We start from the raw sequence: 21,931 nt of genomic DNA, 5'->3' as shown, positions 1-21,931 counted from the left end.
GGTTCGGCACGGTGTGCTTCCCGTCCGGATTAGGTGATAGCACCTAACCCTGACCCCTAAATTCAAGGCCGCATTTGTGTAGCGGAAAATTCACTGGCGCACATTAGCTTGCGCGTCAACGTCAGCCTGACCCCGGGACGGTCCCATGTGGTTCATTGATCGCAGCGCAGCATCCTTGCTGCAGGCTCTGGACCGCTCGCAGGCGGTGATCGAGTTCGACATCGACGGCATCATCCTGAGCGCCAACAGCAACTTCCTGAACGCCGTCGGCTACACACTCGCCGAGATCAAGGGCCAGCATCACCGCATTCTCGTCGATCCGGCCGAGCACGACAGCGCGGCGTACCGGGCGTTCTGGGCGGCGCTCGCTCGCGGCGAGTGCCAAGCCGCCGAGTTCCGCCGGCTTGGCAAGGACGGCCGGGAGGTCTGGCTGCAGGCGAGCTACAACCCGGTGCTCGGGCGCGGAGGCCGGCCAACGCGGGTCGTGAAAGTCGCCGCGGACGTCACCGAGCGCAAGCGCGTCGCCGCCGACCACGCGAGCAAGATCGCGGCCATCGACCGCTCGCGCGCCGCGATCGAGTTCACCCTCGACGGCACGATCGTGACCGCCAACGCGAAGTTCCTGGAGGTCGTCGGCTACACGCTTGAGGAGGTGGTCGGCCACCACCACAGCCTGTTCGTGGACCCGGCCGAGCACGGCACGCCCGCCTACCTGGCCTTCTGGGAGGACCTGCGCGCGGGCCGGTTTCAGTCGAGCGAGTTCCGGCGCGTCGCCAAGGGCGGCCGGGAGATCTGGCTGCAGGCGATCTACAATCCCTTGCTCGACGTGGCTGGCCGCACGGTGAAGGTCGTCAAGTACGCCACCGACACGACCGCGGCCGTGCAGCGGCGTCAGGCGCGCGAGGAAGCGCAGGCCGCGATCGAGGCGGGCCTGCGGGAGATCAACCAAGCGATGACAGCGGTGACTGCGCAGGCGGCGAGCACGGCGGAAGCCGCGGCCCAGACCTCGGCGACCGTGCAGGCCGTGGCCGCGGGCACGGAGGAGTTCACTGCCTCGACGGACGAGCTGAGCCGGCACGCCCTCCAGGCCAAGGACGCGAGCGACGCGGCGGTCGCGCGCGCCACGGAGGCGCAGGCGATCATCGCGGGGCTGACGCGGGCGGCGGAGCGGATCGGCACGGCGGTGTCGTCGATCCGGGCCGTGGCCGACCAGACGAACCTGCTCGCGCTCAACGCGACGATCGAGGCCGCCCGGGCGGGCGAGGCGGGCCGCGGCTTCGCGGTGGTCGCCACCGAGGTGAAGACGCTCGCCGGCCAGTCCGCCCGGGCGGTGGAGGAGATCGGCACACTGATCGCGGACGTGCAATCCTCAACCGGCGAGGCGGTGCAGGCGATCGGCACGGTAGCCGAGGCAATCCGCTCCTTGAGCGAGATCTCGCTCAGCGTGTCCTCGGCTGTGGCCGAACAGGCGGCAGCAACGCGCGATATTTCCTGCAGCCTTCAGAGCGCGGCGGGGAGCGTCGACTTGGTGAACCAGAGCACCGGTGTCATCAACGCGGCGGCGGCCGAGGTCGGCGCGTCCGTGAGCCGGATGGCGCAGTTCGCACGCCAGTTAGGCTAGCCGCGAGAAGGTGGTGCGCCTCCTGCCTGACACCGTGCGGGACGAGGTCTCTAAGGACAGCGACCATCGCACCTTCGGGTTTTAATCACGGACGAGAACCGGCAGCCCCTCTACTCGCCGGTGCTGAGCTGAGCCGGGCTCTGGCTGACTCGGCGAGGGCTACGCTGATCCACGCCAAGCGGATGCCGCTCGGAACCGGGAATCGCTTCCCCGCACTCAGTCGCTCCCGCTGACCAGGAGGTGATCGGCCAGGTTCAGCCTGGGAACCCGCCAGGAAGCCGCGCATTCCCGGGTCGTCACCTCGACCTGTCGGGTACGCGCCCCACTCGGTCGAACGTCACTGGCGGGTCGGGCACGCTCGGATCCCCAATCGCGACGTGCCCGGCCCGGACCAACTCTTAAGCCGGGCTGCCGATACACCGGATTGCCCGCAACGAGGCTGCTCCTAAGACCGGGATTTCGTCGGCAAGGCTTCCTGGCTGTCGAACGGGAACGAGACCTCAAACAGCAACCCGTCCGGCCGGTACTCCAGGCGCGCATCCCCCTTCAGCTCGTCTTGCACCAGGCGCCGGATCAGGCGCGAGCCGAAGCCGCTCCGGGTCGGTGTGACCACCGGGGGACCGTCCACCTCCTGCCAGGTCAGCTGCAGCCGAACCTCCGGCAGCGTCGTCAAGGTCCAGCACACTCTCACCGTGCCCGCCTCGCCGGACAGAGCCCCATACTTCACCGCGTTGGTGGTCAGCTCGTGCAGGACCAGCCCTATCGGGGTCACCAGGGGTGCCGGGATCGTCACGTAGGCGCCCTCGATGATCACCCGCGGCTGCCCGGCATTCTGGTAGGGCATCACCTCGGCCTCCACGACCTTGTGCAGATCGACCCCGTGCCACTGCGCCTCGGTCAGCAGGGCGTGCGTCGCCGCCAGCGCGGACAGCCGGTTGCTGAAGGTCTCCGTGAACGACGGAAGCGACGAGGCGGTCCGGGCGGTCTGGGCCGCCAGGGCCTGCACCACCGTGAGAATGTTCCTCACCCTATGGTCGAGTTCGTGGAGCAGCTCGCGCTGGCGCTGCTCGTGGCGCGCGCGCTCCGTCACGTCGCCGGCCACCCCCTCCAGCCGCACGGCCCGACCCTCGTCGTCGCGCATGACCGTGCCGCGGAACTCCAGGGTGCGCACCTCCCCGCTCGGCCGGCGGATGCGGTACTCCGCCTGATAGTAGCCATCGGGGTGCGCCAGCGCGTCCTGTAGGGCGGCTTCGGCCAGGGACCGATCCTCGGGCAGGACGATGGCGAGCCACTGCTCGTAGGTGACCTCCCTCTGAGCGGCGGGCAGGCCGAGCATCCGGGCGACGGCCTCGGACCAGCCACCGACCCGCCGGACCGCGTCGAACCAGGCGGTCCCGAGCCGGCCGGCATCCAGGGCCAGCCGCAGGCGTCGCTCGCTGGCCTCGGCCTGCTGCACCGCCTCGCTGTAGCGCTCGACCGCGATCCTGAGGGTTGCGCCGAACAGCAGGACCAGCCCTCCGGCGATCACGAAGAGCGCGACGCTGACCTGGTTCGCGCGATCCGGCAGGGCGAGCGAGAAGGTCGGGGGAAGGAACAGGTACCAACCGGTCAGCGTGGCGGAGGCGAGGGCCAGGGCACCGGGCTTGGGTCCGCCCAGCATGGCGGCCAGGAGAATGGCGGGGAAGAGCGTGGCGAAGGGCACCACGGGCCCGGCCCAGAGACCGAGGGCGAACCGCACGAGCACCGCGAGGGCGACGCAGAGGAGCGCGAAGAGGTAGGCGCGCGGCCCGTACTCGAAGGCGAGCCTGGTGTAGACGTGGATGAGCCGGCTCATGGCCTCCACCCATGATCCTCGGCCAAGGTATCTACACTTTCGTCCGAGCTTTACAACGGACGGCCACGATGGCCTCAGCAGAGGGGCGCGGAACGCGGGATGCCGGGTGCGATGGCGCGAGGGGGCGGATAGCGGCACGCCCATGCCGATGAGCAAGCACCAGCTCGCCAGCGCCCTCAGGGTGGCAGGCCATCTTGTCGAGCGTGAGCGGTTCGCGAGCTTCGTCCTGGACGAAATGACGGCCTTCGCCGTCAACCCGTTCGCCACCACCACGACGGCCGGCGCCGCCCACCAGCTCTGGGGCATGCGGGCCATCGAGTTCCCAGCCATACAGGTCGCCTCGGCCGGCTTGCCCTGCCTGCTCGCGGCACTGGCGCGCCTTCCGAGGGGCGAGCGGCTGCATCAGGAAATCCTGCGCGCGGGGACACACGTGGTGTACGCGTTCCACCATGGCGACGGCTGCCGAGTTGTTGGAGCGGTGCTGCACGGAAAGCCAGGGCAGGCGCTTCCGGAATATGCCCCGTCGAGGAGGCGCGGCCGGTCGCGGCGGCCGCATCAAGGCCCGGTGCAGCTCGACCTGTTCGCGATGCTCTGAACACGAGGAAGGCCTCGCCGCGAGGCGAGGCCTTCCTGATGTCGGTATCTCTGTATGTGCGGGACGTTGCCCGGCCGCCTCGGGTTCTGCCTCCCAGCCCCGAAGTTATGAGGGGAGAGTAGGAGGCAACCTTGAACCGTCAGCAAACGAGCGCGGTGAACGGCAGGTCAAGGAAGCTTGCCGAGAGCTTGCGATCCCGATCGCGCCACGCCCTCAAGCACCAGCCTTCTTCGGTCGTCCCCGACCCTTCTTCGGCTCGGCCGGCGCGCTCACCTTGGCGTCCAGGACAGCACGTTTCTCGGCAGCAGCTCTCCGGCGGTTCTGACCGAGCCCCAAGCTCTTGGCGAGTTCGGAGCGCTGCGCGGCGTAGTTCGGCGCTACCATCGGGTAGTCCGGCGGCAAGCCCCACTTCTTGCGGTACTCGTCCGGCGTGAGGCCGCGCGTCCTCAGGTGCCGCTTGAGCGACTTGTAGGATCGGCCGTCCTCCAGGCTGATGATGGCGTCCGGGGTGATGGACTTCTTGATCGGCACGGGAGGCGTGAGCTTCACCGGCTCCGGCTCGACCGGCTTCCCGAGACTGCCCAGGCTCTCGTAGACGCCTCGGATCAGGTTCGGCAGCTCGGCTACCGGCACGTTGTTGTGTGACACGAAGGCCGAGACGATGTCGCTGACCAACTCGATATGGCTGTTCGCTGCTTCTTCGCTCATCAAAAGTTCCTGGCCTAGAAAGCGCGGGCAAACTGATGCTTAGATTTCGCCATGTCAACTTTTCTGACATGAGAGGTTGAAATTTCCACTGGCGCTGATGCGTATCGCACAGGTCGCACCAGCAGGATCGCCCGCCTCACCACCATCCTTTTTCCACGAAGGTGGTCTCGGGCTGCTCGAGGCCTCTTAGCGTATAAGGATGGTCCAGAACGGCCGCACCGAGGTCAATCCTCAGCCCTGGCGCAACCTCAAAGACACCCATGGACGGGTTCGCCAGACAAGCTTCGCTGACCGTGCGGAGCTGCCGATCGGAGATCATCTTGGCCTTGTGCAGCTCGCTGATGGTTGGCGTGACGGGCATGTTGACGCCCCTACACCTGGGAGTACGACTGGCGACTGCCTTTGAGCCTGTGGCGGGCTGGTCGCTGGAACTGGCGGCCGGGCTCGACAGGGGTTCGAGCCCGGCCGCCGCACCTCGGATGGGCCTCTCGGAGAGGCAGGCTTAGTCGTTGCCCTCGGGCTCGACGCAGGACTCGACGAACACCCTGCGCACCTCGCCCCTCAGCTTTCTCCGCAGCGCCTCAGCATCGCAGTGCGCCAGCAGGGCCGGATCCACATCAGTCATGCGATCCGGGGTGGCGGCGTCTGTGCTGACCTCCGGCGCTGGTTGGTCAGGGGCAAGCAAGGCGGCGTGTGCGAAGACCGCGTCGGGCAAGCTCGCCAGGAGCACTGAGGCGCTAAGCGCAACCACGTAAGCCTTCATCAGCCCTCGCCCTAAACTGCCAAGATTGCCTCTGTATTTTCGGCATAGCGTAGGCAGGTCGGGGTAGCCATTACACATTCGGCCTGTCGGCGGCACCCTGATGTGCACCTACACTACACCTTAACCCGACTGCCCCATGGTTCCGGACAGGCGAGCGCCCCACTCGCTGGCCTCCCTGGCGGCCGGACCAGACCTGCCGACCCAGTCACCTCTTCCTCCTGATCGGCATCAGTCCCGAGCAACGGATGCGCCTCTACCGCCAACTGCGCGAGCGTGGTTTCAGCGCCCTCCAGACGCTTGCTATAATTGGTGCCAGCGTTCTGCTCCTGGTGGCCGGCGTGAGCCTCGCTGTCCTCGATACCGCGATTGCTTCGGATGCGGGCGATCTGCTTCGGGCGAGCATCCCCGCAGGGAACGGCTCCTGACCTGCCCTGTGTCGGTATTCACCCCGTATGGCGCGGAGATGCGGGCGAGCTACACCTCGCGCGTGTGGCAGTCTCATCCTCCGGCCTGAGCGCTCGGACCGGAGGGGCCACCAGCGGGCCGAGGGTCTCCGTCTCTCGATTTCCTTCCGGCCCGCTGCCACGCCCACCCCCGCACCCCCAGACGCTGCAGCACACGGCGGACCTGCACATCCCTCCGTGAGCCCCCACACGGCGCCGGGATGCCGCGCGTTCAGCGCCGTGGCGATCCCACCATGCGAGGTCGTGCCGGCGGCCCGAATGGCTGATACGCGCCGGGTGGCCTGCCAGCGGTTCGAGCCCGAACCGCTTCAGCAACATCGCGTTCCTTCGTCCTTGGGAGAGCGCCCATCAGAGGAGGAACACCAGTGCGTGCGTGCACCCTGTTGCCCCTCATCGCGCTGCTCGCGCTCACCGCATGCAAGGATGAGAAGGCCGACACGACCAGCACGGCAAACCCGCCGGCAGCCACGACCGCCGCGCCGGCAAGCCCGCCGACCGGGAGCCCGGCGGCTCCGACGCCACCCTCTCCCGCCACGCCGACCAACCCCTCGCCCGCGATCAAACCGTAACGGTGGCGGCCTGGCCTCCTGAGGAGCGGATCAGGCCGCGCACCTGCTCACGGGCTTCTGACGCTTCGGTGGGCGCTCCATCAGGACGCCTCCGCCGTAGGCTGCGGAGACGACGCGAAACCCTCGGCGCTCGTAGAACCGCACGAGCTCGTTCGTGCCAAGGACACGGCGCGCTCCCTTCGGCGGGCAGCCCTGCGCCTTCAGGATCAGCATCACCCCGGTGGCATCGGCTGCCCGGCTGATGATCCCGATCGCCTGACCGGCATGGCCTTTCCGGCGCTCGCGAAGCGTCGCGACGAACGAGATCTCGAGCGTGACGTCGTCCCGAACCGTCAGGATCACGTCGACGATGCCGGCCAGCCCCGCTGCCTGGACGCCGACCATCGTGGCTCTGGCAGCCGCCAAGGCAGGTGCAGAGGGCCCGGAGCATCTCCGCTCTCCGTAGACCAGCAGCCGAACGTCCGACGGGCTCCGCGATGACATGGGCGCGGTCCCTATCCGACTCGGGGCTGGAGCCGAACCAGATCTGGGCGGGAGCGACGGCGTCGGGTCCGATCGCGATGCACGGCAACCGCGGGTCGCCCGCAGCCGCAGCAGTTCTCCAGGGTGGTCGCCCACTCGTCGGGCCGGAACCCCGGGCAGGGCGGCTGGCCGGGGGAGAGGGAGGCGAGGCCGCGGGTCCACGCGGAGACCAGGGCGGCAGGAGCGCCGCGCAGCCGCCGGCAGGAGAAAAAATGCTTGTCCCGCCAATGGCCGCCACGGGCCCGCTGAGCGGCTGTGTTGGCCGTAGCGAAAGCGGGCAGGCTGTCACGGCCGAACCGCCACTGAACCGGCCGACAGTGCAGCCCGCGCGCGGTGGTCCGGAAGGCCGAGCCGGCGACCTCAACCTGCTCAACCAACCCGAAGGCTTCGAGGGCCGCGAGCGCGACGCGGATGCGAGCCTCGGTGAGGTGCACCCCGTCGTGTCCCACGAGCGCGTCGCGATCGACCACGAAGGCCCGCCCAAGCCGGCCCGCCGCGGTCGTGAGCGCCCTCGCAAGGTCCCCGTCTGAGTTTCAGTGCTCCCGCTGGAGACGCTGCCCGTGAGATCATGCACGGGCCGATCCGTCTCGCGGTGCACCCCGGCGATGTCCAACCCTATTGCCGGAGCGCTGTTCTTCAGCCTCCCAGACACACGAACACCCGGCGGAGGGTTATGACCTTGCCGGGCGTTCGGTCTTGTCACCAAGAGCTTCATCGTGCTGCTACACCAACCGAGATGGCCAGCAGCTGGTTCCAGGTGGCAAAGAGAAGCCGGCACGGGGGTGGCCCGGCCGGCTAGTGTTGAGGCTAGCGTGCCGAAGGATTGATCCCGGCAACTGGGATCAATCGCGCCATCCCGTATGTCGTTCCCGGGGCTGCATTCCGGGCCACCCCTCATGCCACCTTCGGATTGAGCATCTGGCTCACGGGGCTACCGACCCGCCAGCGCACGCCTCAAACCCGCGGCGCCACTCCTCCTGCTCTTGGCGAGTGCGCGCTTCCTCGACTGCGAGGACGGCGTTCAGGATGTTCTCTTGAGCGATCAGAAAGGAATTCGCCACGGCGCAGCTGTCAGGGCCAGCCTGCAACGATTCCTCCTCAAGGCGCTCGAGCACTCGGAGGAGACTGCTCGCCTCCCGTACAATACGCTCCCAGTTCATCGCCATTTTCCCGGCTGTCATTGGGAACGAGTGTAAGCGATCCGGCCAAGAGTTCTATTCACAAGAGTTGGCAGAGGACTAGTCCTAATGGACTAAACTGTGCTCGCACCTCCCAGAGAACGACCGGCGATTCAGGTTCGGTGTCTTTGTTTGATATATTAGCAGGGGCCTGTCGTGACCACGGACGGGCTGCTGTTTCCCGGCTCCCAGACGGGACCTGGGGTGAGTGTCACGCTTCCTTGCGGCGCGCCCGTTACGACGCCAACCGCGCCAGGATGTCTTCGGATCAGCGAGCCGCGGCGTCCATTTTGCGGTGGGTTACGCCGTCCGCGCCAGGACGCGTTGTACTTGGACCGCGCTCCAGGACCCACCGCGCGCCGTGGGGACGCCGCGCGCGTTCAGCTCGGCCGCGATCTTCCGCAGCAAGGAAGCACCAGCAGCGCGGATTTCGGCGATGATCGGCGACAGATCGGATGAGCGCCGATCGGCCTGCGCCTGCCGTAGCTTCAAGCTGACCGCGCGCCCTTTCACATTGTCGGCCGACAGGTTGCCCCGGTCACCGCCGAGCTTGACGCCCCGAGCCTTGGCGGCCGCGAGCGCCTTCCGGGTCCGCTCCGCGATCATGCCGGCCTTAAGCTCGGCCACGCTGAGCATTGTCTAAGCATGAACCTCCCGACCGGCCCCTCGACGTTTGGCAGATAGCAGAACTCCACTTCCACGTCGGTGGCGACCAGCTTCCTCATGAAATCCGGGTCTTGGATCAGGCGGGAGACGTTCGCCACGATCAGCTTCGCGCCCATCACCTGGCAGAAGGCCAGTGCGGGCTCCAGCTCAGGCCGCACCCTCTTGTTGGTGCTGGTCTCCACCTCCGTGAACTCACCTACGATCGACCACTCCCCCCGTTCAGCCGTTCGCGCACCGTCTGGCGCTGAGCGTCGAGGCCGAGCCCAGACCGGCCCTGCTTGCCGGTCGAAACCCTGTATTAGGCGATGTATCTGCCGCTGGCCATGCCTGTTCTCAGCTTGTTCTTGATGTTTCTGATCTAGATCAATCCAGGCTGTGGTCCCGTTCTCAGATTGATTGCGATCTGTTCACGCTTTATTCGACGGGCTTGATTGAACAGGACAACGTCCCCGCCCAACGCCCCAACCTAGTCGACCCAATCGACGCGTTCCGTCACAAGCAACGTTCAGCCCGCCCGGTCCTGCCGCGGCGGGCTCTCTTCATCCGCCTTGGGCCCACAGAGCATGACGTAGGTCGGGATCAGCACGAGATCCCGGCTGAGCGCGATGACGTCGCTGCAGCGGCCGAACGGCTCGAGGATGAAGGCGTAGTAGGCGCTCGTGGCGAACAGCCTGAGCCGGGGAGTGGCGGCCGACATGCCGCGATTGGCTAGTAGCTGCGGGACATCCTTCATGGCTCGGCTTGCTGGTCCCTAACGCCAACTCGCGCATTCACACATGCCATCGCACCGTCGGACCGGAGACGCGCTGATCCGCGTCAAGGCGGGCCTGCCCCGTTGACCGGCACTTTCACGCGGGTCGTGGCGCACGTCGGGCCGTTTACGGTTTCCTACCTCGATCGGCACACCCTGGTCGTTCCTCCCTAGGGGGCGTGCATGGCGCAGATCCGCATTCTCGACCCGCTGAGCGGTCGCGTCGTTTTGGTTGATCTCCCGCTGCCGACTGCTCCACGTCCCGCTCCACGCCCCGCCGAAGCCGTTCGAGAGCCGCGTCCGGGGCCGGTGCAGGGCACGACGGTGCCGGAGAAGCCACTGGCCGTGCCGCCGACCGCCGTCCCAGCAGCTTGAGAACGGTTCCGCTTGCTTGCACGAAGGCCGTGCGGTCGCCCTCGGCGTGTATCTAGCCAATGGCGGGCGGCGGGATCTCCTGGCCCTACCCGTCGCAGGCGTGGCGGGGGTTGCAGCGGCTCATCACCGAGATGTGGGCCACGCTCGTGGCGCTGCGATTGCGTGCGCGCTGGGGACAGCGGCACCGCTCCGCGGTTTGCACGGATGCGCGCCGTCGATTGGTTCTTATAGCACAGCTTACATGAGATGCGGGCCTGACCGGCAGCCCTGATCACGCTCGACCGGTGAGGGGAAACCCGGGCCCGCGCCTCACCCTACCATTACGAGCCTGTCCATGCCGGCCGAGCTGCCGATCGTCTACGCCTTCCTAGAGGACGGGCAGCCCCGCGCCTGGGCGCCGCCCTATGTGGAGGGATAGACCGCGGTTACGCCAAACTATCGAGATCGACCCGCGCTTGCTTTCGGGAAGCCAGGGCACCTCTAAACCACCCTGGCATTGGTAAAGTCTTGCTCTCAGCAGCCCATATCTCCTCGATAGCTTCCTGAACACGAGTAAGATCTTTGGAGAAAAACTCGAAAGATTGAGGCCCGGGCACCGCCTCTCTAGCCGTAAAAATCCCATTTTCTTGGTGAATGCGATGTGCGCAATAGATTAACTCGCGTCTCATTCCATCTCCCTCCCGTTATATTGGCAGCGGCTTATGCCGGCTGAGCGCTTGTTAAAGCGTTAAGGATATTGGACGCAAGTGCGGCGAGTATCGCGATTTCAAAGGCGACCTGACTGCTGCCAGCCAGGGTCTGGACCGCGGAACAGGTCGCCTGAGGCCTTGCGGCTGAACAGCGTGAGCCAGCGGCGGCGGCGATGCTCCGGTCTGTCGTGCAGCATGTGACAGCGCTGGCAGAGCGCCACTAGGTTGCCGTCCGAGTTGTCGGAAGTGTCGTGGTTGCGGTGCGCGGCCGCCAGCACCACCCGAGTCGTGCGGACCTCCGCCAGAAGGTCGACGGCCGGCGCGCGCCGCAGGGGCTGCCCTCGGCCGTTCCGCCACGTCCGGTCCTCCGCATCCCACCAGCGGCCGTCGGACAGGCACACGATCCGCTGCAGGTGCGGCCGCCCGCGCGCCGGAAGCGGATCACCGCCGAGAGCTGGGGCCAGTCGATCGGGTAGAAGCCGCGGTGCTCGGGTCGGATCGGCATGGGTCGCGGTCGCGCTGTGATCGGGGCAGGCTAAGGCCGAGCTTGCGGTTCCACCAGACCTTCGGCTGCGCTACATCGTGGGTGCTGCATCGTTACGCTTCACCCGGTTGCGGGGCGGTGCAGCAGGCGGTCGGGCTACCGAAGCGACCGGCGCCCGAACGGTCCGGCCGCCACCACCAGGCTTAGGGCTTCCCCCCGAACCCCCACACCGCCACGCCGCGATAACGCCCCGGCTTGCGCTTCCACGACGTCCAGAGGTGCTTCTTCAGGTACGCCTCGGTGGCCTCGAACACGGGGTACGAGCACGGCATCATCACGCCGCACCAGTCGCCCCGGATGATCCCGGCCTGCGGGTGGACGCCGAAGAGCAGGATCGTGTCCCACCCGAGGTGCGCCGCCTCGGCGCCGAACTCGTCGACGAACCGGCGGCAGTTCTCCAGGGTGGTCGCCCAGTCCTCCGGGCGGAAGCCGGGGCAGGGCGGCAGGATCGGCGATTAGGTCGGCGGTCGGCATGGCGGCCCGATACTCCCCCGAGGTGTGGTGGGGCTTGCCGCAGGTCCCGGCTTACGCGGGCCGCGCCGGCAGGATCGCCGCGAGGTCGAGCGCCACACCCTTTGCGATCAGCCGCTACTCGACGGGCAGGATCGCCAGGACGGTCCCGGCCTCCAGGCGAATGGAGAGGGTCCAGCCGTCCCCGAAGTGCGCCAGCTCGCCCTTGGCTCTCATCTCCTGGATCACGGCTTCGGCCGCCTCCAGCGCCTCATTCAGGTCCGCGGCCTCGACCCCCTCCTTGTCACGGATGGTAGTGACCCCGTCGGCGAGGTCGAAGTAGAAGCGCCGCATCAGGTGACCCTTTTCTGCGCGGTCGCGGGGGCGTGGCTCCGTCCGGCAGCCTACGTAGTCGGCGGTAAGTTAATGCGCATACTTGGTTTATGAAAGCTTAATGTGTCTGCCGAAGAATTATGAAATTAACTGCACGATCAGATATGGGCCGTAACGACTACGTGACTTGGGGAACGTTACACTATGTAGCAGAGTTAGGGCAGAGTAGGTTGTGTAGTCACGCCGACATGCCGCCCAGCCAAAGAGGCTGGGCTATTTGTTGAGTATGCACGCTCTCTGGCGCCGGGAACCCAATCGATGCGCGACCCGTTCAAGACCGAAGCACATAGCGCGACTGATAACTCGTCAGAGCGAAGCGAGAGAATTCGAGAGCATATTAGGAAGATCATAAGAAAAGCCATAGATAAAGAGATGCAAAACAGAAAATCGTAGTCGGAGAGGTCCAGGATATTCATCATGTAGTGTGTAGATCGTTCCCTATCGTAGAGCCGCTGCGGAGACTGCGGCCCGGCTCCAGACATGCGCCCGCGTCGGTTCTGGATGGGTATACCCCTGGCGAACCAGCCCGGAGTCGGTTCAGCAAGGCGCGCCGATCATTCAAAACGAACCGCCGATCAGTGAACCATCCGTAGCGAACCGATCGGCCCGCCCGTGCACGTCCGAGCCTACCTCCGCGCCTCCACCGACGAGCAGGACGCCCAGCGCGCCCGCGGACAGCTCGAAGCCTTCGCCGCCGAGCGGGGGCTCCGGATCGCCGCGTGGTACGCCGAGACCGAGAGCGGCGCCCGCCTGGAGCGCCCGGCCCTGTTCCGGCTGCTCTCCGACGCCCATCCCGGCGACGTGCTGCTCATCGAGCAGGTCGACCGGCTCTCCCGGCTCACGGTGGCGGACTGGGAGCGGCTGAAGCGCGAGATCGCCGACCGGCGCATCCGGGTGGTCGCCCTCGACCTGCCGACGAGCTGGATGATGGCGACCGGCAACGGCGACGAGTTCACCGCCCGGATGTTCAAGGCGGTGAACGGGATGATGCTGGACGTGCTCGCGGCGGTGGCGCGCAAGGACGACGAGGACCGGCGCCGCCGGCAGGCTCAGGGACAGGCGCGTGCAAGGGCGGAGGGCCGCTACAGGGGCCGGGCGGAGGACACGGAGCGCAACGCCGGCATCGCCGCGATGCTCACCGCCGGGCTGACGTGGTCACAGATCCAGGCGGCGACCGGGTGCAGTCGGGCGCACCTCGCCAAAATCGCCAAGCAGGTGACGGCTGCCGGGCCGAGCGGCTCATGAATGCGCGCGCTCGTAGCCCAGCGCTTCAGCCAGGGCTATCCGGGCGCGATTGACGCGGCTCTTCGCGGTGCCGACACGGCAGCCCATCAGGCGTGCGGCCGCCTCGTAGGAGAGCCCCTGGACGGCGATGAGCAGCAGGGCTTCGCGCTGCGACGCGGGCAGCTTGTCGAGTTGCTCCCAGGTCTCCCGCAGCTCGATCCCACTCTCCTGCTCGGCCAGAGCGACCAGCTTCTGCGCGGCCATACCGTCAGCATCTTCGACCTCGCAGCGCCGCTTGCGGCAGGTCGTGTAGAACTGGTTGCGCAGAATGGTGAACAGCCATGCCCGGAGGCAGGTGCCCGCCTGGAAGCGGCGCTGGTGTTGCCACGCGCGCAGCAGGGTCTCTTGGACGAGGTCGTCGGCCTGAGTGGCGTCGATGGTGAGGGTGAGCGCGAAACGCCGCAGAGCAGGCACCTGGGCCAGAACGTCGTTGCCGAACGAGGACCTCGTTGCCGCCACTTTAGCCAGCGCGTCCTCGAGCCGGGCGACCAAGTCGAGCAGCGCTTGAGGCTGCCGCCCGGTCACAACCGCGGCGTAGCCGGCACGCAACTGCTTACCGAGATGGTCACGCAGGAATGGCGGCAAATCGGGAGGATTGGGCGAAGCGGCATCCGCTTCGCCGAAGAGATAGAACGACATGCGCGTTCCCCTGGGGGAATAAAGGTAGGCTTATACTCAAACACGTCGCTACCGCTCAGGTTCCTCTCATCTATGAGGATCGTTGGATTACGGTATGCAGAAAACTACGTAGGAGCCAGATTGGTTGCCCTGGACATCACCGAGACTGCTCGTAGCGGGCACTGTTCCGCCGCTCCCGCCCTGATCGCCGCTACGTGCGGCGTCAGCCTCATCGGCTACGGCAAGCTGCATCGGGGCCGGATCGGCCACTAGTGCACAGACGCCGACATTCGCATCAGGTGACCGATTGCTAACCAGCTGAGATTGCCGAAGAAATCGCTCCGCGCGGTGTACCTTTTGAAGGCGTCAATGCACTAGCGAAGCCAACAAGCGCCGCCCTGGCAGCGACGCTGTCGATCGGCATGACCTGGAGCCAGATCCAGGCGGCGACCGGGTGCAGCCGGGCGCACCTCGCCAAGATCGCCAAGAGAGCGGCCCCGTAACCGCGCTTATGCGCCCCGCGCCGCCTCGCGCGCGAGATGCCGGCCCGACAGGGTTCGTCGATCCGGCCGCAGGTTGCGCTATCACGCCATGGAAAGTATTGATTTCACACTTACAAGTCTGTTAGAATTGCTTAGCTATGCGTTCCGACGCTATCGTATCCGCTCCAGAGATGACAGACACATTCACTCAAGGTTTGCGCGCCTTTGTGACTGAAATGACAATCAGTGGAACAGAAATCGCAGAGGTGATTAAATTCAGTCGGCGCACACTAATACCAGCCCTCGCTGAGCAGGACTCACACTGGGTAGCGGTGGGCGACGGCTCGTGATTCCGTCCTCTGGCTTTTCGCCCGAGGAGGATGGCATGGCCGCTCCGATCCGGCTGCGACCGGATTTCGATGCCGAGGCGCTGCGCCGGTTGGCCAAAGCCTCGCGTGACGCAGCCCAGATCCGCCGTCTTCTGGCGCTGTCAGCGATCTACGCGGGTGGCTCACGCACGCAGGCCGCCGCACTCGGCGGGGTCGGGCTGCAGACCGTGCGGGACTGGGTGCTGGCCTTCAACGCCGAGGGTCCGGATGGGCTAATCACCGGCAAAGCTCCCGGCGCACGGCCGCGCTTGACCTCCGAGCAGCGGGACGCGCTGCGTGCCTTGGTCGAGCAAGGGCCGATCCCGGCTGCCCATGGGGTGGTGCGCTGGCGGCTGATGGATCTGCGCCAGATCCTGGTTGAGGACCACGGCGTCTCAGTCTCCGAGCAGACGCTGAGCCGTGTGCTGCGGGCGATGGGCTACCGGAAACTTTCGGCCCGCCCCCGCCACCACGCCCAGGATCCGGCGGCCGCCGACGCTTTTAAAAAGCCTTCCCGGCCCGTGTGGCAAAGATCGCGCAGGCGACGGGCGGCAAGCCGATAGAGGTCTGGTTTGCCGACGAGGCCCGGGTAGGTCAGAAGAACACGATCACGCGCCGCTGGGCACGCCGAGGCACACGGCCGGCAGCCCCGAAGGATCAGCGCACGGCGTCCGTCTACATCTTCGGCGCGATCTGCCCCGCACGCGGCACGGCAGCCGGGCTCGTCCTGCCCCGCTGCACCCCCGAGGCGATGACCCTGCACTTGGCCGAGATCGCCAAGGCCGTCGCGCCGGGCGCGCACGCCGTGCTGCTGCTCGATCAGGCCGGCTGGCACATGACAAGGCTCACCGTACCCGCTAACATCACCCTGCTGCCGCTGCCAGCCCGCACACCCGAATTGAACCCGGTCGAGAACGTCTGGCAGTTCCTGCGCGAGAACTGGCTCGGCAACCGGGTCTTCGCCTCCGACGAGGCCATTCTCGACCACTGCTGCCATGCCTGGAACAGGCTGACCGATCAGCCCTGGCGCATCATCTCCATCGGATTGCGCGCTTGGGCGCATGAGTTCTGATCAGCGAGAGTTGGTATAAGCCGCCGGCTGAAGTCCGAAGGCACAACTTTCACGAAAGTTCTTAACAAAGCGCGGCTTAAGGTTGCGAAGCAGTTGTTGGTTAACACTGACGTGAGCTTGGCGGAGATCTCGGCCGCGCTGGAATTCTCCGAGCCGGCCGCGTTCACGCACGCCTTCCGGCGCTGGACCGGCACGACGCCAAGCGCATGGCGGAAGAAGCACCAGCAGGTTGAACCGCTATGTTGCGCGCACCGTCCAGACGGTGCTCGTGTTCGTCAGCGCAGGCGCTCGCCTAAGTGAATGCGCCACCCAGTGCCGTTCCGCCGTAGTGGACGCTTCTCACCCCATACTATCGATCATCTCGCGGCGGGCCGCCACATGGGCCGAGCAGCCAGCCTCAGATATCCAGCGGCGGGGGTGGGGCACATGTCCGAACTGATTGTGATGCTCGCTGGTGCAGCTGGCGCCCTGGCACTCGTCGTTGCCGCTCATCCGCGCGCGGAGCGCATCTGGATCCGCAGAGTGCGGTGATCAGCGGGGCGGCGGCCGGGCTAACAGGTGTCTTGCCCGGCCGCCGCTTCGCCGATTCGGGGGGACCTGCTCGGCTCACGTGGAGACTGGCGTACCGCGGTTAATGGTCTGTGGCGCAGCAGCGGCTTGCGGCCCAAGCGCCTCTCAACGCTCTTGTGAGGCAAGGTAGTGGTAGCGGTCCACTAGAGCGGCGGCCTCGCCCGACATCCGAAGCGCCTTCACGCGCATCTCGCGCCCGTAGCGGCGCAGGCGGTCGGCTCTCCTTTCCTCGCCGGCGAGGGCCTCCTTATGCGCCGCCGTTACGAAGAACAGCGCAACTTTCTCGTGATGCTCAATAGCATCGAGCAAAGAAACGTAAGCATTGCTGAAGCAATCGTGCATCCGTGTCTCCGGTCTGTATAGACTGCGGTGCGCACAAGTGGCGGCAAGACTTTCAGATAGGCACCCTGGACGCGGCGATTCCGCGTGGGCGCATAAGCAGTTGTTCTATTTCTCCAAAACCTGCGGTTCACTGCACGCAAAGCACAACCGCTTCTGGTGGATGCGCATTCGCTCCTCCTCGTCGGCTGGTAGTGTGCCGCATCGCGCGCAGATGCGAGGCAGGCAGTACCGTTGGTTCGGGATCACGACTTCCGGCTCGTTCATCGGCTTCGTTACCATGCTGACCCCGTGCTTATGCCCAAGCTTTCATGCCCTGGTAGACATTCGCCACCGCTCAAATACAGAGACGCTCCCGCGAGTTTTTGCCTTTTGGCGACTTTGGCCATTGGCCTTTCCGGGTAGGTGCCTCCCGCCCGGTGCAGCCGCTCCAGAGCAGCTTCGAGAGGGGACAGCGGCTCCACTGATCCATCCTTGTCGCGGATCGCCCGCCAGGACTACGAGGAGGGGCGCCGCCACCAAGCCCAGGGGCAGGTACATGCCGCAGGGCCCGAACGGGGCCGGGTCGAGGACGCGGAGTGCAACGCCGGCATCGCCGCGATGCTCACCGCCGGGATGACGTGATCGTAGATAGTTGCAGCCGCTATCGCAGCCTGCCTGGGCTCCGGCGCTATTCCTCCCCCCGGTTACGCCGATCGGCCGTATCTGCCGCCCCCCTCACGAGGGCCGCAGAGGCCATGTCCCCGTGGCGCTCAACCACATCGGCCAATTGGCGTGCCCTCTGGGGATCGAATAGGTCGAGCGGATCACCCTTGCTCTTCTGCACGCCCACGAGCCAAATCCGCTCATGCAAAGTGGCTTCGGCCCTATATATTCCTTGGCCCATTCCGGCTCTCCTTAGTTCATCTTTCTGCGGTGAAAGCTTCTCACCGGTAGAAACATTCGACCAGAACATTGCCGCCTCGCCCTCGGCGCGGAGGTCCGCCAGCTTGGGCGGCGGGATCTCGCGACCCTGCTCATCGTAGGCGCGGCGGGGGTGGCGGCGGGTCATGAGCTAAGACGTAGATCGGGTTCATTAGACGAGCGTGACGCCCACCCAGAGACCACATATGACTATTATCAGGAATAAAGCGAAATACTTTAATCGTCTGTCAGGTTCTATAATCCGGTTCCTTCGGTGGCACTGCATTATCAATGTTCCAATGCTGCGCAAGCAGAAGGCGGGCCGGGCCCGATGATAGAGAGGCGCCCGACCCGCCAGTGACGCCGACCGGGTACTGTCATTGACAGGACAGGGTCAGAGTGACTAGCGCCTTGTAGGCCAACTCAAGACATGGAGCGTTTACACAGGTCATCAATGACTGCGACTAGTCGCTTGGTCTGATATCAGACGCTTCTCGATTGGCCGTCTAGCTCCAACAGGAGCGGTCCCCCTTCCACACTATGCCGGTTGCGCCATCAGGATCGCCGTCCTGACTGCCATGCGTATCTCGGCCTCGGACGAGTCCCTCGCCGCCAAGACCTCGCGAGCGTGAGGGTTGGCCGCCATGATCGCGCAGACGTCGATCGCGACGCCCTCCACGAGCGGGCGAGCACCGGGCTTCGGAGCATTCAGAAAGTTCATCACGACTGCGTCGAGTTGCTCATCGGTGATGAGCTTGCGCTTGTACAGCCGTTCGATGGTGGCGGCCTCAGCCACGCTTGAACTCCCAAACGGGCACGCCGCGGTAGCCCCCGGCTTGCGCTTCCACGACGTCCAGAGGTGCTTCTTCAGGTACGCCTCGGTGACCTCGAATACGGGGTACGAGCACGGCATCATGACGCCGCACCAGTCGCCCCGGACGATGCCGGCCTGCGGGTGCGCCGAGGACAGGGTGAGCGTGTCCCAGCCGAGATGCGCCGCTTCGGCGCCGAACTCGTCGACGAAGCGGCGGCAGGTCTCCAGGGTGGTCCCCCACTCGTCGGGCCGGAACCCCGGGCAGGGCGGCTGGCCGGGGGAGAGGGAGGCGAGGCCGTGGTTCCACGCCGAGACCAGGGCGGCAGGATCGGCGGTCGGCATGGCGGCCCGATACGGTCCCGAGGTGTCGCGGGGCTTGCTGCTAGCCCCGACCTGCTCCGGGCGTGCCGGCAGGGCTGCCGATCGCGCCGCTGGGCGAGATGTAGGGCAGCACGGGCACGAGCCTGCGGGAGCTCTCCAGGACATTAAGCGAGACCGCGAGGGCGTCGAGGCTCCGTCTCACGCACGCACGATCGATGATGTCGAGATCCTGCTGCCGCGCCAAAGGCCCGGCCATCTGCTCTCTGGCGAGGTTCGCGGATCAGTCATCCTCATCGGCCCTGCACGGTCAGCCTTGCTGCCGGCTCGTCAGAGAGGCGCTGCGGCCCGCAGAGCAGCACGTGCCGCGGCGGGACCAGGAGCGTCCGGCTGATCGCGATGGCTTCCTTGGAGTGCCCAAAGCACCTGAAGCTCATGGCGGTCGACACGGACCGGTAATGGAGCCAAAGGCGCACGCCACCGGTGTGTTGGATGCCCTCGGCGAGGCGTTGAGCGGCATTGGTCATGGCGGCGAGCGTAGGACCAAGCCGTCGGCCTGCTCACTTACTCACGCTAGTCCGAGGGCCGCCTGCGCGGCGTTTCCTCGGGGGCGAGATCCGCTAGCGCCCGCGCCCGACCGGATCCTGCCACGCCAGTTCTGCTAACGCCCGCCGCGGGGCCGCCGGAGCCCGCACATCGGCCGGTAGAGGGGTATGCTCAGCAGCTCGCGGGAGATCGCGATAGCCTCGCGGCTTCGGCTGATGCACTCGAGATCGGCGGCTTGAGACTTGGCCAGCCGCTTCAGCAGCTCGGCCGCCTCCGCCTTGGAGCGCGTCGGGCAGTCATCGATGGTGTTCATGACCCGCTTCATGCCCCATGCGGGGGGGGGGGGGGGGGGGGGGGGGGGGGGCTCATTCACCTATGCGAACACAAGTACTCACAAGTGCCTGCCTGCAATACAGTCCGAGTGCCGTTCTGCTCACGGTGTCCTCAACCTTGCAGGGAGCGGCAGGCGGCTGGGCCCGCTGAGACCCTTGGGCTCGGCCGCCACCAGTGCAAGATACCGCTCTAAAGCGCACGCCCGGCACAGGATGAAGCCTGGCCGGGCGGCATGAGCTTGCCATGTTCAAAGAGCGATGCGGTGAGTTCAAGCGTCTCCTTTCAACGATGCCAAGTTCACATATGATACAACTGGATACATACTCTCCAGTTTAACATGCGACAACCGGACGAGCGGTGTGGAACATTAGCAGTCCGGAGTGGCACCAGGACAAAGTTTCGATGACAACTTGGTTCCAACCGGTGGCTTCCGTTCGCCTGGGTGAACGACAGCTGCACACGCGAGGGAGCATCGTCCTCAGGTGGTGCCGGCGCCCGTTTCCCCGGCGCTGCCAGCGGGTGGGGCCATCCCTCGTGTCCGGCCCGCTACCTCGATCGACAAAGAGAAGCCGGCGCGGGGGTGGGCCCGGCCGGCTTAGTCTCGCTTGCATGACATCCCCTCAGCCCTCCCGCGCCACTTGGCTGCGCGCCCGCGCTTGCGGGAAGTACTGGTAGAACGTCATCCGGCTCACCCCCAGCCGCTGGGCGATCGCCGCCACCGAGATGGTGCCGGAGGCCAGCAGCGCCCGCCCGACCTCGAGGTCCGCCTCGGACAGGGCCTTGGGCCGCCCGCCCTTGCGGCCGCGGGCGAGGGCAGCCCTGTGCCCCTCCAGGGTCCGCTCGCGGTTGAGGTCGAGGAAGTACTCGGTCATGGCGCCGTGCATCTGCAGGGCGAAGCGGCCGTGGGCGGTGTCGCTGTCGAACTGCTCGGTGAGGGAGCGGAAGTGGACCTCCTGCCGGCGCAGGCCGTCGATGGTGCGCATCGTCTACCAGGAAGCGACCGAGGCGGTCGAGCTTCCAGACCACGCGCACGTCGTCGGGACGGAGATAAGGCGAGGGCGGCCTCGAACTCGGGTCACTTGGTGCCGCCGTGCCGGACTTCTTCTCCTCGAACAGGCGCTGGCCTCCGGCGCGGGCGAGGGCATCGCGCTGGAGGTCGAGGTTCTGGTCGTGGGTTGAGACGCGGGCGTATCCGACGAGCATGTCAGGATGGTCTCGCGGGGGGGTATTGCCGGCAGTAGTTATCCTGACACGTGTCCCTGACATCCACCGCCGCGCGGACCTCTCGCGTCAGGCGCGTTAACCGAAGCGGCTCCCGCCAGCGTCAGGAAAACGGTCGTTTCGTTGACATAACGCTGCAGCCAAGCCACCGGCAGCTACGGCTGTAAAGCGGTAGTCAGCCCCGCCTCCCGCTCTCGTTCGGATCGCGTCCAAGGCGGCCGGAGACTCGTATCTGCCGGCGTCCCTTAAAGCGGGGATGCAGCAGTCCAGGCAAAGACCCAGGTAGCCGAAGCATGTCACGGGGTGGGGAGGGTGAGGGCTGATCATCGGTTGGTCAGGCCGCATCGTCCCCTGAGGCCACCTCCTTTGCAGCAGGCGCACCTGTCAGGTCACCATTATGCCCCTCAATGAGCTGCACAAGCAGTGTAACCATCTTGGCTTGATCCTGAGCGGCTAAGGGTTCAAGAAGCCTTTGTTGAACCCGCCGGACAGCTGGCTCGACTTCGGCAAGCAAATGGCTTCCTACTTGCGACAGTCTCAGGAGTTTGATCCGTTTGTCGCTTGGGCTAGAGCGTCTAACGACCCAGCCTTTTGTTTCCAATCGCTCTAATACGTTGCCGAGGGTCGAGCGATCAAAGGCGATCAGGGACGACAATCGTGTGGCATCAACGTCGGGGTGCTCTCTGATGGCAGTAAGGGCAGCGTACTGAACTGACGTCAGTCCATGCGTCCCACACTCTTCAGCGAAAATCGCCGATGAGATCTGGTGAACCCGGCGGAAAAGGTGGCCTGGCATTCCATAGAGATCGCTCATGCTCTTCCTCTAGCGTCCCGGCCACAGCCCCTCAACCCCGGGGTAATCGCAGGCCAACCCCCACCGGGAGCGGTCACCGGCCTATTGACAGCATACTGATTATCAGTGTACGGATCAACCATCGACG

Annotated in this window: 22 protein-coding genes and 3 pseudogenes; 8 read left to right on the top strand and 17 right to left on the bottom strand. The window is 66.0% G+C overall.

Features of this window, described 5'->3' with window-relative positions; genetic code table 11:
• Positions 1 to 145 precede the first annotated feature (145 nt).
• The gene (locus M446_RS33425) at positions 146 to 1,621 is read left to right on the top strand and encodes a methyl-accepting chemotaxis protein (RefSeq protein WP_012336514.1); all 1,476 of its coding nucleotides are present in this window, start codon (positions 146 to 148) and stop codon (positions 1,619 to 1,621) included.
• 445 nt (positions 1,622 to 2,066) lie between these two features.
• On the opposite strand, the gene M446_RS34400 is transcribed toward M446_RS33425, so the two are convergent.
• A complete protein-coding gene (locus M446_RS34400; RefSeq protein ID WP_168169187.1) occupies positions 2,067 to 3,455 on the bottom strand; it encodes an HWE histidine kinase domain-containing protein in 1,389 nt (462 codons plus the stop codon).
• A gap of 142 nt (positions 3,456 to 3,597) precedes the next feature.
• Between M446_RS34400 and M446_RS33415 the strand changes: the two genes are divergently transcribed.
• Positions 3,598 to 4,050 carry a hypothetical protein gene (locus M446_RS33415; RefSeq protein WP_012336512.1) on the top strand — a complete coding sequence of 151 codons (453 nt, stop codon included), beginning with the start codon at positions 3,598 to 3,600 and terminating at the stop codon, positions 4,048 to 4,050.
• 213 nt (positions 4,051 to 4,263) lie between these two features.
• Here the strand turns inward: M446_RS33415 and M446_RS33410 are convergent, their stop codons facing one another.
• The 3 genes from M446_RS33410 to M446_RS33400 all read right to left on the bottom strand — a co-directional run bounded on the left by M446_RS33410 (position 4,264) and on the right by M446_RS33400 (position 5,521).
• Positions 4,264 to 4,758 carry a MucR family transcriptional regulator gene (locus tag M446_RS33410; protein WP_012336511.1) on the bottom strand — a complete coding sequence of 165 codons (495 nt, stop codon included), beginning with the start codon at positions 4,756 to 4,758 and terminating at the stop codon, positions 4,264 to 4,266.
• Between the two features lie 136 nt (positions 4,759 to 4,894).
• Entirely contained in the window at positions 4,895 to 5,119 is a 225-nt protein-coding gene (locus tag M446_RS37830; protein ID WP_150108785.1) for a hypothetical protein, read from the bottom strand.
• A gap of 141 nt (positions 5,120 to 5,260) precedes the next feature.
• Complete coding sequence (locus M446_RS33400; protein WP_012336509.1) at positions 5,261 to 5,521, bottom strand: hypothetical protein; 261 nt, start codon at positions 5,519 to 5,521, stop codon at positions 5,261 to 5,263.
• A gap of 245 nt (positions 5,522 to 5,766) precedes the next feature.
• Between M446_RS33400 and M446_RS33395 the strand changes: the two genes are divergently transcribed.
• The gene (locus tag M446_RS33395; RefSeq protein WP_012336508.1) at positions 5,767 to 5,946 is read left to right on the top strand and encodes a hypothetical protein; all 180 of its coding nucleotides are present in this window, start codon (positions 5,767 to 5,769) and stop codon (positions 5,944 to 5,946) included.
• A gap of 638 nt (positions 5,947 to 6,584) precedes the next feature.
• On the opposite strand, the gene M446_RS33390 is transcribed toward M446_RS33395, so the two are convergent.
• Complete coding sequence (locus M446_RS33390) at positions 6,585 to 6,938, bottom strand: hypothetical protein (protein WP_265576491.1); 354 nt, start codon at positions 6,936 to 6,938, stop codon at positions 6,585 to 6,587.
• Positions 6,939 to 7,288: 350 nt separating this feature from the next.
• Here M446_RS33390 and M446_RS38455 point away from each other — a divergent pair, with 350 nt between their 5' ends.
• Entirely contained in the window at positions 7,289 to 7,606 is a 318-nt protein-coding gene (locus M446_RS38455) for a hypothetical protein (protein ID WP_168169186.1), read from the top strand.
• 948 nt (positions 7,607 to 8,554) lie between these two features.
• Here M446_RS38455 and M446_RS39375 read toward each other — a convergent pair.
• The 6 genes and pseudogenes from M446_RS39375 to M446_RS33355 form a co-directional block, all read right to left on the bottom strand.
• Positions 8,555 to 8,890, bottom strand: coding sequence for a recombinase family protein (locus M446_RS39375; protein WP_265576490.1), 336 nt, complete (start codon positions 8,888 to 8,890; stop codon positions 8,555 to 8,557).
• On the bottom strand, positions 8,857 to 9,102 hold the full coding sequence (locus M446_RS39370) for a hypothetical protein (protein WP_265576489.1): 246 nt from the start codon (positions 9,100 to 9,102) through the stop codon (positions 8,857 to 8,859). Before M446_RS39370 ends, M446_RS39375 begins: the two co-directional genes overlap by 34 nt.
• Positions 9,103 to 9,425: 323 nt before the next feature.
• Entirely contained in the window at positions 9,426 to 9,653 is a 228-nt protein-coding gene (locus M446_RS33370) for a hypothetical protein (protein WP_012336504.1), read from the bottom strand.
• A 1,159-nt stretch (positions 9,654 to 10,812) separates the two neighbouring features.
• A pseudogene (locus M446_RS33365) lies at positions 10,813 to 11,240 on the bottom strand (hypothetical protein).
• Positions 11,241 to 11,422: 182 nt separating this feature from the next.
• Positions 11,423 to 11,728: a hypothetical protein gene (locus M446_RS39365; RefSeq protein ID WP_265576672.1), complete on the bottom strand. Its 306-nt coding sequence runs from the start codon at positions 11,726 to 11,728 to the stop codon at positions 11,423 to 11,425.
• 139 nt (positions 11,729 to 11,867) lie between these two features.
• Positions 11,868 to 12,083, bottom strand: a complete 216-nt coding sequence (locus M446_RS33355) for a DUF6894 family protein (RefSeq protein WP_012336502.1) — start codon at positions 12,081 to 12,083, stop codon at positions 11,868 to 11,870.
• A 651-nt stretch (positions 12,084 to 12,734) separates the two neighbouring features.
• On the opposite strand from M446_RS33355, the gene M446_RS33350 reads away from it, so the two are divergent.
• Positions 12,735 to 13,367, top strand: a complete 633-nt coding sequence (locus M446_RS33350) for a recombinase family protein (RefSeq protein ID WP_012336501.1) — start codon at positions 12,735 to 12,737, stop codon at positions 13,365 to 13,367.
• On the opposite strand, the gene M446_RS33345 is transcribed toward M446_RS33350, so the two are convergent.
• On the bottom strand, positions 13,362 to 14,045 hold the full coding sequence (locus M446_RS33345; RefSeq protein WP_012336500.1) for a sigma-70 family RNA polymerase sigma factor: 684 nt from the start codon (positions 14,043 to 14,045) through the stop codon (positions 13,362 to 13,364). The two genes, M446_RS33350 and M446_RS33345, sit on opposite strands and share 6 nt — an antisense overlap.
• Positions 14,046 to 14,891: 846 nt before the next feature.
• Here M446_RS33345 and M446_RS36255 point away from each other — a divergent pair.
• Positions 14,892 to 15,946 (top strand): IS630 family transposase gene (locus M446_RS36255; protein ID WP_210161168.1). Its coding sequence is split into 2 segments (ribosomal slippage): positions 14,892 to 15,384 and positions 15,384 to 15,946, totalling 1,056 coding nucleotides; the frame shifts between segments, so codons are not numbered across the junction.
• A gap of 15 nt (positions 15,947 to 15,961) precedes the next feature.
• A pseudogene (locus M446_RS36250) lies at positions 15,962 to 16,246 on the top strand (helix-turn-helix domain-containing protein); the annotation flags it as partial.
• Positions 16,247 to 16,621: 375 nt separating this feature from the next.
• Here M446_RS36250 and M446_RS33330 read toward each other — a convergent pair.
• Positions 16,622 to 16,858 carry a hypothetical protein gene (locus M446_RS33330; RefSeq protein ID WP_012336497.1) on the bottom strand — a complete coding sequence of 79 codons (237 nt, stop codon included), beginning with the start codon at positions 16,856 to 16,858 and terminating at the stop codon, positions 16,622 to 16,624.
• A gap of 471 nt (positions 16,859 to 17,329) precedes the next feature.
• On the opposite strand from M446_RS33330, the gene M446_RS38450 reads away from it, so the two are divergent.
• The gene (locus M446_RS38450; RefSeq protein WP_168169185.1) at positions 17,330 to 17,479 is read left to right on the top strand and encodes a hypothetical protein; all 150 of its coding nucleotides are present in this window, start codon (positions 17,330 to 17,332) and stop codon (positions 17,477 to 17,479) included.
• Positions 17,480 to 18,296: 817 nt separating this feature from the next.
• Here the strand turns inward: M446_RS38450 and M446_RS39535 are convergent.
• From M446_RS39535 to M446_RS36240, 4 genes and pseudogenes are all read right to left on the bottom strand, one after another.
• Positions 18,297 to 18,914 carry a hypothetical protein gene (locus M446_RS39535; protein ID WP_012336495.1) on the bottom strand — a complete coding sequence of 206 codons (618 nt, stop codon included), beginning with the start codon at positions 18,912 to 18,914 and terminating at the stop codon, positions 18,297 to 18,299.
• Positions 18,915 to 19,551: 637 nt separating this feature from the next.
• A complete protein-coding gene (locus M446_RS33300) occupies positions 19,552 to 19,749 on the bottom strand; it encodes a hypothetical protein (RefSeq protein ID WP_043701921.1) in 198 nt (65 codons plus the stop codon).
• A 640-nt stretch (positions 19,750 to 20,389) separates the two neighbouring features.
• Positions 20,390 to 20,972, bottom strand: a pseudogene (locus tag M446_RS33295) (recombinase family protein).
• Positions 20,973 to 21,324: 352 nt separating this feature from the next.
• A complete protein-coding gene (locus M446_RS36240) occupies positions 21,325 to 21,804 on the bottom strand; it encodes a MarR family winged helix-turn-helix transcriptional regulator (RefSeq protein WP_012336491.1) in 480 nt (159 codons plus the stop codon).
• Positions 21,805 to 21,931: the final 127 nt, after the last annotated feature.

The organism is Methylobacterium sp. 4-46 (genome assembly GCF_000019365.1).
Lineage (GTDB): Bacteria > Pseudomonadota > Alphaproteobacteria > Rhizobiales > Beijerinckiaceae > Methylobacterium.
This window is presented reverse-complemented; position numbering and strand designations above follow the sequence as displayed.